This window comes from Geovibrio ferrireducens, assembly GCF_026226615.1.
Lineage (GTDB): Bacteria > Chrysiogenota > Deferribacteres > Deferribacterales > Geovibrionaceae > Geovibrio > Geovibrio ferrireducens.
Window position 1 is genome coordinate 24,128 of sequence record NZ_JAJAPB010000018.1, and the last position, 10,821, is coordinate 34,948.

Annotated in this window: 10 protein-coding genes; 8 read left to right on the plus strand and 2 right to left on the minus strand. The window is 48.8% G+C overall.

What is annotated here, in order from left to right; all coding sequences use genetic code 11:
* Positions 1 to 166 precede the first annotated feature (166 nt).
* Positions 167 to 943, plus strand: coding sequence for an enoyl-CoA hydratase/isomerase family protein (locus tag OSQ85_RS13200; RefSeq protein WP_265823721.1), 777 nt, complete (start codon positions 167 to 169; stop codon positions 941 to 943).
* 161 nt (positions 944 to 1,104) lie between these two features.
* Here the strand turns inward: OSQ85_RS13200 and OSQ85_RS13205 are convergent, their stop codons facing one another.
* Positions 1,105 to 3,015: a metallophosphoesterase family protein gene (locus OSQ85_RS13205; protein ID WP_265823723.1), complete on the minus strand. Its 1,911-nt coding sequence runs from the start codon at positions 3,013 to 3,015 to the stop codon at positions 1,105 to 1,107.
* 206 nt (positions 3,016 to 3,221) lie between these two features.
* On the opposite strand from OSQ85_RS13205, the gene pheS reads away from it, so the two are divergent.
* From pheS to OSQ85_RS13230, 5 genes are all read left to right on the plus strand, one after another.
* On the plus strand, positions 3,222 to 4,238 hold the full coding sequence (pheS, locus tag OSQ85_RS13210) for a phenylalanine--tRNA ligase subunit alpha (protein WP_265823724.1): 1,017 nt from the start codon (positions 3,222 to 3,224) through the stop codon (positions 4,236 to 4,238).
* A gap of 11 nt (positions 4,239 to 4,249) precedes the next feature.
* Complete coding sequence (gene pheT / locus OSQ85_RS13215; protein ID WP_265823726.1) at positions 4,250 to 6,625, plus strand: phenylalanine--tRNA ligase subunit beta; 2,376 nt, start codon at positions 4,250 to 4,252, stop codon at positions 6,623 to 6,625.
* A gap of 229 nt (positions 6,626 to 6,854) precedes the next feature.
* Entirely contained in the window at positions 6,855 to 7,046 is a 192-nt protein-coding gene (locus tag OSQ85_RS13220; protein ID WP_265823727.1) for a MoaD/ThiS family protein, read from the plus strand.
* A complete protein-coding gene (locus tag OSQ85_RS13225; protein WP_265823728.1) occupies positions 7,046 to 7,939 on the plus strand; it encodes an ATP-binding protein in 894 nt (297 codons plus the stop codon). Before OSQ85_RS13220 ends, OSQ85_RS13225 begins: the two co-directional genes overlap by 1 nt.
* Complete coding sequence (locus OSQ85_RS13230) at positions 7,936 to 8,790, plus strand: tRNA (adenine-N1)-methyltransferase (protein ID WP_265823729.1); 855 nt, start codon at positions 7,936 to 7,938, stop codon at positions 8,788 to 8,790. The genes OSQ85_RS13225 and OSQ85_RS13230 overlap by 4 nt, the downstream gene beginning before the upstream one ends.
* A gap of 27 nt (positions 8,791 to 8,817) precedes the next feature.
* Here OSQ85_RS13230 and OSQ85_RS13235 read toward each other — a convergent pair whose 3' ends face one another.
* Positions 8,818 to 9,087 carry a hypothetical protein gene (locus tag OSQ85_RS13235; protein ID WP_265823730.1) on the minus strand — a complete coding sequence of 90 codons (270 nt, stop codon included), beginning with the start codon at positions 9,085 to 9,087 and terminating at the stop codon, positions 8,818 to 8,820.
* 86 nt (positions 9,088 to 9,173) lie between these two features.
* On the opposite strand from OSQ85_RS13235, the gene crcB reads away from it, so the two are divergent.
* Positions 9,174 to 9,545 (plus strand): fluoride efflux transporter CrcB, encoded by a 372-nt coding sequence (gene crcB / locus OSQ85_RS13240; protein ID WP_265823731.1) that lies wholly within the window; start codon positions 9,174 to 9,176, stop codon positions 9,543 to 9,545.
* A gap of 11 nt (positions 9,546 to 9,556) precedes the next feature.
* Positions 9,557 to 10,618, plus strand: a complete 1,062-nt coding sequence (gene aroC / locus OSQ85_RS13245; protein WP_265823732.1) for a chorismate synthase — start codon at positions 9,557 to 9,559, stop codon at positions 10,616 to 10,618.
* Positions 10,619 to 10,821 lie beyond the last annotated feature (203 nt).

Genomic DNA, 10,821 nt, shown 5'->3' on the forward strand with positions numbered 1-10,821 from the left:
AATCCGACAGGACGTGCGGATTTTTGCGGCAAATCAGATACGAAAAAGGGAAATCCTAATCAGGATTTCCCTTTTTTGTGCCGAAACACGTCATTCTGAGCCATTGCTCTCATTTGCATTGCCCTTACCGGATATTTAACATAACATGGTTCTATATGGAGGAGCTATGGGCAATTCTGAAATAATCATCGAGAAGAACAATCACAAAGGCTATATCACCCTGAACCGCGCTGCGGAGAACAATGCATTCAGCATAGATTTTGCGGTGCTCCTTAATCAGGCGCTTAAGGATTTTGACAATGACGATGAAGTCCGTGTAATCATCATACGCAACAACGGGAAGCATTTTTCCGTGGGTATTGACCTGAAAGTTCTGGAAAGTGTTGAGGATGAAAAGCTTCCTGAGTTCATCGCTCTGATGGATATGCATAATCACACCATTGCGAATATGAAGAAGCCGGTTATCTCCTCCGTAAAAGGTTACTGTGTGGCAAACGGTGCGGGGCTGAGTTTCGCCTGCGACCTGACTGTTGCCGCGCAGTCTGCTGTGTTCGGCACGACAGCTGTCAATGTGGGGCTTATCTGCACCGGCCCCGGCATCCCGCTCACCAAGAACATAGGCAAAAAGAAGGCGATGGAAATGGTGCTTCTGGGAGAGAGGTTCACAGCGCATATGATGCATGATATGGGGCTTGTGAACTGGGTTGTGCCGGATGAGGAACTGGAAAAGAAGACAGATGAAATAGCCGATGCCATAGCAGCAAAAAGCCCTCTGGCGGTTTCAGCGGGAAAAAGAGGAATCAGCGGTTCATACGACATGGGTTACCATGCGGCTATAGATAACGGAACGAGAGTGTTTGCCGAACTCTGCGCCACTGAGGACGCGGCGGAAGGGATAAGGGCGTTCCTTGAAAAAAGAAAAGCGGAGTGGAAGCTGCGCTAAAGCGGTGTTAAGCAGGATCATCACTAAAGTAATAAAACTGAAACTGCCGCTGTTTTCAGGGGTTAGTTCCGGGTTTGTTATGAGTCAGAAAGGGAAGCCGCTTCGGGCTTCCCTATCAAATTATTTACTGTAATACGGAAAATTGCCGGAATTGTATTAAACTACATTCCTTTAACCACAGCGAAATAGCCGTTGTAGTTTATCACAGCCCAGACTGTGTTTGTTGCCGTGTCAACGCCCCAAGTGCCGAGCTTATCCCCTTCCTGCCAGGCGCGCTGAACAAATGTATTGCCTCCGCCGAAATTCTGATCAACAGCATTTATCCATGTGCCGTCATCGTCATTTGTTGCGATGCCGAATTTGCCCCCGGCAATCTCCGAGGAACTTACTTTTGATGAGTCATAGCTCATTGAGAGTGTAAATACATCTGTCTGCTCGCTCCCCATGGTATAAGTCATACCGTTCAGGAAGAAAATTTCACTCAGTGAGTCCTGCGCAGTAAGCCAGCCGGTGTTTACATGAAGATTAAATCTGCGCCCGGAAGCTGTTTCCTGCTGGAGGTTACCGTTTTTACCGTTGATTATTTTTGCGTTGGTTCCGCCTGTGCTTGTGGAATCAACTACTGTGAGGCTGCCCCCCTGAGCGATGATATATTCTTCTCCGTTGAGGCTGTAGCCAAAGGTTTCTTTCTTGGTGAAGTTCATTGTGGGGGTGGTGGTGAAACTGTCTTCCGTATATGCGGGTGATGAGTAGAAGTCCACGGTGACAACGGGCCCGTCAACGGTGAAGATATAATAGCCTACGGAGTAAAGCTCCTGAGCTACGTTCTTCTGGCGTATGCCTCCCCAGAGGAGTGCATCGTTTGATTTGTTGACAGGTGTAAGTCCGTATGCTGCTGCGGTGCTTTCAACATCGCTTCCCGGTGTATAGAATTTTGAGCTGTTGGAAACACAGACAAGCTGCTGAACCTTTGCAGTGGAACCGTCTTTGGTGTAGACAAGGCTTCTGTCATGCATATGGTCGTGCCCGTTTATGTGGAAGCGCACTCCGTTTTGTTCAAGGCTGGTGATGTAATCATCAAGGCCGGGTGAGTCAAGGGTTGAAAAATCAGGTGCGAGTACACTGTTCACAGTGTACCCGAACATATTGTCAGTGTGATCCTGTGTGAGCAGCCCTTTGTGAGCAAAGCAGAATGCATGTGTGCCGGAGCTTCTGCCGGCAAGCTGTGTGTCTATCCAGCTCTGCTGAAATCTGATGGGGTTTGAAGTGGTTTCAACTGCGTTTATCACGGGCGTTGTGTCGTGTGAAAGTCCGTCTTCGCCTTTGAAATGATCAAGAAGGACAAAACGGACATTTTCGTAATCGAAAGAGTAGGAGAGTCCGGTCATGTCATCCGTTTCAGCAGCGGAAGGGCTTGAGAAGTTTCTGCCTAATGTGAATTCGCTGGTGTTTGTTCTGGCAATTTCAGGCAGCCAGTTTATGTCAGGGTTTACTGCTGAATAGGCATCAGACTGAACGGAGTAAACGTTGTGCACTCCGCCTGTTGTCTGAGGGAAAAAGCTGCGGAACTGTGCCGCTGCCGCCGCAGAGTCATCATGGTTTCCTCTCAGGGGAAAAAAGCCTATGCCTTCGTTATAAAGCCTCTGGGCGTAGCGCGCCCTTATTCCGAAACCGTCAAACGGAGTGTAATTGATAGTTGTATCTGTCGGAATATGCTTTGCCGTGAAGTTCTGTTTAGCATCATCAGTGAGGTCGCCCACTGCCACAACAAGCTTGACTTTGTGCCTTACAAATTCGTCATTAAGGCTGTTGATTATGTCCACTGCTGTTGAGGCGGGGTTTTTGCCGTCATCATCCTTTGTCCACTGGGTATCGGAAATGATGCCGAACTTCCATGCTCCGCTCGTGGGGAGAACTGCTCTGGGAGCAGCGGGAGTGTCCGGAGTATCTGAACCGGATGAACTGCCGCAGCCTACTGTCATTCCCACAGCGGCGGCGCTCATTGCCGTTGCTGAGAGCTTAAGGAACTGGCGTCTACCCAGTCCGGTTTTTTTTTCATTATCCTGTGACATATATATCCTCCGCAAAATATTGCTGGGGTAATATGGAACCTCGGAATCAGAAAAATGTTGTGTATAATGATAATAAATGTCAAAAAGTGTTAGGATTTGTTAATGCCCCGCGCGGACATTTCTCAAATAATCCCTTGCCATTTTGCACCTGTTTTTAATATCATGCTTGTTCTAATGATTTTGCGAAATAAAGCGGAGAACGATAAATGCAGCTCGACATAAGCGGACTCGAAAGTTACAGGACGGAGATTGCTCAGGCAGCCACTCTTGATGCCCTGTATCAGGTGAAAGTGAAATATCTCGGTAAAAACGGGCTAATAAGCAACCTTAACAGGCAGCTCAAGGACATATCCTCCCATGAGGATAAAAAAGAGGCGGGAACAAAAATCGGTGCGCTCCGTACGGATTTCGAAGCCCTGCACGATGCCAGGGAGCTTGAGCTTAAAAGCGCCGAGAAAAACGCCAGACTCACCGGCGAATCTCTGGACATAACACTCCCCGGTCTTCCTTTTACATCGGGGAGTATACACCCTGTTACCAGAGTTTTTGACGAGATAGTGGATATTTTCAGCGCCATGGGTTTTGAAGTGGCCATAGGGCCGGAGGTCGAGCATGACTTCTACAATTTCGAGGCGCTCAACATCCCCAAAGAGCACCCCGCAAGAGACATGCAGGACACGTTTTACATAACAGATGAAATACTTATGCGTACCCACACTTCTCCCGTGCAGGTGCGTACAATGCTGAAAAACAAGCCTCCTGTGAAGATAATCGCTCCCGGAAAGGTTTACCGCTGTGACAGCGACATAACCCACACGCCCATGTTTCATCAGGTTGAGGGGCTCCTCGTGGATGAAAGAACCACTTTCGGCGACCTGAAAGGTATCCTCACCGTATTTATACAGAAGATGTTCGGCGATAACGTGCCCGTGCGCTTCCGCCCAAGCTTCTTCCCTTTCACCGAGCCCAGCGCAGAGGTGGATATGGGCTGCGTAATCTGCGGAAGCAAAGGCTGCCGTGTGTGCAAACAGACGGGCTGGCTTGAGATTCTCGGCTGCGGAATGGTTGACCCTGCCGTGTTCAAGCATGTGGACTATGATTCGGAAAAATACAGAGGCTTTGCCTTCGGTATGGGTATCGAGCGTATCGCCATGCTGAAATACGGCATAGACGATTTACGCCTCTTCTTTGAGAATCACCTTAAATTCTTGAGGCAGTTTTAGGAGTTAATATAATGAAAGTCTGCGTAAGCTGGTTAAATGAATTTGTAGATATATCAGGCATAGAAATAAACGATCTCTGCCACAGGCTCACAATGGCGGGGCTTGAGATCGAAGGGGTACATAAATCCGAAAGGGCCGAAAACACAGTCGTTGCGAAGGTTCTCCACCGCGAAAAGCACCCTGACGCCGACAAGCTCTCCCTTTGCAGGGTTACGGACGGAACAGAGGAATATCAGGTTGTCTGCGGTGCGCCGAACGTTGCGGCGGGGCAGACCATCCCATTTGCCAAGATTGATGCCGTGCTCCCCGGAAATTTCAAAATCAAGAGAGCAAAAATCCGCGGAATAGAATCCTGCGGCATGATCTGCTCCGAGGCGGAGCTTGGTCTGGCGGAAAAGTCTGACGGAATAATGCCCCTGCCCGAATATCTCCCTCTCGGTGCGGATATAAATGAGGTTCTCGGTCTGGGTGATACTGTGCTTGAGGTGTCCATAACTCCTAACAGGTCGGACTGTCTCAGCGTTGTGGGCATTGCCCGTGAAATAGCCGCCATATACGGCCGCCCTCTGAAAACAAAGGAATTTAAGCTTGAGGAAACGGCTGATGCCGCTTCAAACTATTCATATGTAAAAGTTAATGATGAAGAGAAGTGCCCTGTTTACCTCGGCAGAGTGATAAAAGGAGTGAAAATCGCCCCGTCCCCCCTCTGGGTGCAGAACAGGCTGCGCGCCGCAGGTGTGCGCCCCATAAACAACGTGGTGGATGTAACCAACTATGTGATGTTCGAATACGGCCAGCCGCTTCATACATTTGATCTTCGCATGATAAAAAACGGCATAATAGTCCGCAACGCCACAGAGGGCGAAAAACTTCTCACCCTTGATGAAAAGGAGAGGGTGCTGAAAGACTACATGCTTCTCATCTGCGATGAGGAAAAAGCGCTTGCCGTAGCCGGAATCATGGGCGGCGAACATTCCGGCATAAGTGACGACACTACGGATGTTTTCCTTGAGTGCGCCTACTTCAAGCCTGAGAGCACACGCCTCACCGCGAGAAGACTCGGCATGCAGACCGACTCATCCTACAGATACGAAAGGGGAATCGACCCTGTAAACACAATCCGCATGGTGGACTACGCGGCAAGCCTGCTTGCCTCATTCGCAGGCGGCTCAGTTTGCAGAGGTGTTCTTTCCAATGACTATAAAAAAGTTACCAAACCAGAAGTTGTGTTCACTCCCGAAAAGGTGAATGCGCTCCTCGGAACTGAGATAAGCACGGATGAAATGCTGAAAATCCTCGCATCTGTCGGAATGGACGCAGAAAAGTGCTCAGAAGGCTACAAAGTCTCATCCCCCTCATGGAGGGTGGACATCGAAAGATGGCAGGATGTGGCGGAAGAGGTTGCAAGGCTTTACGGCTATGACAACATCAAGGCAACCGTGCCTCTCATCCCCGCTGACAGCGACAGGCTTATGCCTCTGCTCACTCATAAAAGGCTGCTCCAGAACAAGCTCGCCTCACTCGGCTTTTCCGAGGCGGTGAACTATTCCTTCATGAGCGACAAATTTTTAAGCATCTTTGATGATAAAGAGCGCTTTGTAATCCTCAAAAACCCCATTTCAGAGGATATGAACGCACTGCGCACTTACGTTTTCCCCGGCGTTGTATCAACCATACTCTACAATGTTAACCGCGGAGCAAAAGCGGCTAATATATTTGAAACATCATCAGTTTACATAAAAGACGGCGAAGGCATCCCCTATCAGGAAACAAGGCTCGCCTTCGCTGTTTACGGCGGCTACTGGGGGCTCTCATGGAACACCAAGCCCGTTGAAGAAGCCTTTTACGCTCTTAAGGGTATAGTGGAGAACATACTTGCCGGTTATAACCTCGGCAAAGTAAGCTACGTCCGCTCCGAAAGACCGTTCATGCACCCCGGCAAATCCGCCGAAATAATGCTGGACGGCGAATCTCTCGGCTTCTTCGGTGAGCTCCACCCTGACACACTTGAGGCTGTGGATTCCGATCAGCCCTTATGTGTCTGCGAAATTTTCCTTGAAAAACTCCTCGCAACAGGGCTTGAGAAGAAGAAATATTCCAAATTCTCCAAACTGCCCACAGTGTTTAAGGATTTCTCCATAGCCGTGTCAACGTCAGTCCGCTCTGCGGATATAACCGATGCGGTTTCAAAAGAGAGCAAACTCATTGAAAGCGTTACCCTCTTTGATACTTACTCCGGCAAGGGACTTGGGGAAGAGGAGATAAGCCTCGCATTCAGAATCTTCTTCTCAGATCCTGAAAAAACGCTCACAGATGAGGAAACCAACGCTGTTCTCAGAAACGCCATAGCAAAACTGGAAAAAGACTTCGGCGCAAGACTGCGCTGATTTCTTTCTTATAAGGATTCTTAAATTGAGAGAACCCTTTCTTTTACAGTAAAGAAAGGGTTCTCTCAAACTCTCTCCCTAAGAAACTGAATCTTTGTACACCGCATATGTTAAACAAGTCCATGGATGGACTTGCGCCGTGCGTAGCAAAGCCGCTTTTTAAGCGGCGCGAGCGGTTTCAGCCGAACCACAGGACGTTGGTTCGGCGAAAGGAATTACGGAGGTAATTTTGGTCAAGGTCGAATTTAGCGACGGCAGGGCAGAGGAAGTCTCCCCCGCTCCGCTTAAAGATATATTAAAAAAGCTCAACCTGAAGGAGTCAACCACCCTTGTGACAAGGGACGGTGAGCTTCTTACCCATGATATTCATGTGTACAGCGGGCAGACGATCAAAATCATAAACGTTGTGAGCGGCGGCTGATGAAGTGTGTGAAATGTAAGGGCGATGCGGTGATAAACATCCGCCGCGCCAATGCCGCCTTCTGCAAAGAGCACTTCAATGAGTACTTCATTGAGCAGGCATTGAAATCCATCAAATATTACCGGATGTTCCGCAAGACAGACAAGATCATGGTCTGTGTCTCCGGCGGGAAGGACAGCCTTGTTCTCTGGCATGTGCTCCACAAGCTCGGATGCGATGTCACCGGAATGTATATAGATTTGGGAATAAACGGATATTCCGACCGCTCAAAGGATAAGGTAAACGCCTTTGCCGAAAAATTCGGACTGAAATCAATAATAGTTGATCTCAGGGAGAAGGGACATCCGGTTCCTTTCGCAGCGCGGCGCGCCAAAAGAGAGGACTGCGCAGTCTGCGGGACAATCAAGAGATACTATTTCAATAAAACAGCATACGACGGCGGGTTCGATGTTGTGGCAACAGGGCATAATCTGGATGATGAATCCTCCCGCCTTCTGGCTAACATAATGCACTGGCATGATGAATACATGGACAACACCTACCCTGTGCTCCCTGCCGGAGGAAACACGCTGAAAAAGAAGGTGAAGCCCCTTGTGCGTCTCACCGAGAGGGAGACAGCGGCATTTGCCATCCTCAACGGAATAGACTATGTTATGGAGGAATGCCCTATGAGCAAGGGCGCAACAAGCCTTATTTTCAAGGAGGCGCTCAGCACAATCGAGGAAAATATGCCCGGCACTGAGATTTTCTTTTACACAAAGTTTCTCGACAGGGTTAAGGATAAAGACCGCTCAAAAGCAAATCAGGAAGAAATGAAAATATGTCAGACCTGCGGAATGGAATCCTTCATGGATAAATGCACATTCTGCCGTCTGGTGGAGAAAGTTAAATGAATAAAATAGAATACGGAACCAACGTCATTCTTATTGACGAGGAAAGAGGCAAGCGCCATATGACCAAGCTGCGTGAGGGGCTGCGGTTCACCACTCAGTACGGCTTCATAGAGCATGACGAAATAGTTAAATTGCTGGACGGCGGAATAATCACCGCTTCAAAGGGTGTCCGCTACAGAGTGCTCAAGCCCACTTACATCGACTACATAATGAACATCAAACGCCGCGCGCAGATCATTTATCCGAAAGATACCGCAGCAATGCTCATGGAAGGGGATATATACCCCGGACTTAATGTCCTTGAGGCAGGAGTAGGGCAGGGTGCGCTTTCCATAGCTATCCTCCGCGCGCTGGGCAGACAGGGAACGCTGACCAGCTACGAACTCCGTGAGGATTTCGCAGGGGATGCGGCAAAATTCATTGCGGAATTTTACGGTGAAGCATCCAACCACGATATTCAGGTACGCAACATATATGAAGGCATAGACGGCGAGTATGACAGGGTTCTGCTTGATCTGCCTGAGCCGTGGCAGGTTGTGCCTCACCTTGAGACAGGGCTTCGTCAGGGCGGGCTTTTTGTGTGTTATCTGCCTACAATCCTTCAGGTTAAGTCATGCGTGGATGCACTGCGTGAGGCGGGCTGTTTCGATGAGATAAACTCTTTCGAGCTTATCAAACGCCCGTGGAAGGTGGACGGCAGGTCTGTGAGGCCTGAGATGTGGACATTCAACCACAGCGCATTCATAATAACCTGCCGCAAGGTGGAGAAAATGATGCCAAAAGTGAAGGTGGAAAAGGCGGAAGTTTCGGAAGAGTCAGAGGAAAATTACGAAATGCCCGAAGAGGAATAGAAACGGACAAAGGGGCGGTGAATCGGTTTACCGCTCCTGCTGCTCCCCGCTGCGGCGCAGCTTAATCCTGTATCCTATCATCTGTCCAATTATACTCATCACCAGAAACAGCGGTGCATACGCCCACGGAGTGTGCGTGCTTATCCTTATAACAGCAACGAAAACAATCGGTATATGAATACAGGCGAACCATGGAAGCGAAAACCTTCTGGTAAAACGTCTTAAGTAGCCGAACGGCAGATTCAGAATAACCGCCGCAATACATATCAGAACTATTATGCCTTGAATGTCTGTCATGGTTAATATATATGTGCATAATACGGATAAGTAAACGGAAATTTTTTAAAGAAATATTGCAGCTAAACGGGCGGAGGGAAGGACTCATGGTAAAAATTCTCCTCATAGGAGCGGGCGGTTTCTTCGGAGCCGTAGCGAGATACGGAGTTTCAAAGGCGTCTCTCCTTATATTGGGCGGCCGTTATCCTCTGGGAACCTTTTTTGTGAATGTCTCCGGTTCATTCCTCCTCGGCTGTGTTATTGGTTCACTTTTCTTTCGCAGCACATCGGGCGAAAACCTGCGGCTACTTATCGGAACCGGGTTTCTCGGTGCCTTCACAACCTTTTCAACATTCAGTGTTGAGACAATCCTGCTTTTTGACGAAGGCAGGTATCTTGCCGGTTCGGCAAACGTATTCGCAAATCTCTTCTTAAGTCTGACTGCTGCGCTTGTCGGCATGTGGCTTGTGAAACAATAGGAGCATATATAATGGGCGGAAGCATATTCGGCAGAAATTTCAGAATAGCAACTTTCGGCGAAAGCCACGGAAAGTCGGTCGGTGTCGTGCTGGACGGATGTCCCGCAGGGCTGGAACTCACAGAGGATGATGTTCAGCTTGAGCTGAACCGCCGCCGTCCGGGGCAGAGCGATGTCAGTACTCCCAGAGATGAAAAGGACAGGGTGGAGTTCCACAGCGGAGTATTCGAGGGCAAAACCACAGGCCACCCTATAATGATGCTTGTATATAATGAGAACCAGAGATCAAAGGACTACAGCGAGGTCAAGGATCTCTTCCGCCCCGGTCATGCGGACTTCACATATACTTCCAAATACGGTCTGCGTGACTACAGAGGCGGCGGCAGAAGCTCCGCAAGGGAAACAATAGGCAGAGTATGCGCCGGTGCTGTGGCCAGAAAGCTGCTTGCGCAGAAAGGCATAAGCATCACAGGGCATGTAAAGCAGGTGGGTGATGTCAGGGCAGCGGAGTTTGACGCAGACTTCATAGAAAAAAATCCGGTGAGATGCGCAGACAGAAACGTTGCGGAAAAAATGAGAAGTCTTATATTAAGTATTTCGGAACAAGGCGACTCCATTGGAGCGGTTGTTGAAGTTATTATAAAGGGTGTACCCGTGGGAATCGGCGAGCCCGTTTTCGATCGGATCGAAGCGGAGCTGGCAAAGGCGATCCTCTCAATACCTGCCGTTAAGGGAATAGAGTTCGGCAGAGGCTTTGAGGCGGCAACTCTCAGAGGAAGCGAAAATAACGATGAAATATCGAAATACGGCTTCCTTTCCAATAATGCGGGCGGAACCCTCGGCGGTATCACAACAGGTCAGGACATTGTTTTCCGTTTCCCTGTAAAACCTGCATCATCAATAACCGTACCCAAGAAAACAATTGATCTCTTCGGTAATGAGAGGGAGATAATCACCAGAGGGAGGCACGATGCATGTGTCGCCCCCAGAGTTGTCCCCGTCGCAGAAGCCATGTCAGCGCTTGTTCTGGCAGATATGATGATGACAGATAATGCGGGCAGGAATCTTTTTTAAATTTTCTTTAAAAAGATGTTGACTTAAGTCTGCCGTTTTCGTATAACAACCTTCCGCTGAGAGCCGGACTTGAATGTCGCGGAGAGCAGCGGAAAAGTTTAAAGAGTTAAGTTGTTTCACAAGAGAATATGCCGCGAAAAAGGTCAGCAAAACTTTTAAAAAAAGTAGTTGACTTCCTTAGTGGAATTTCTTATAACTACCTT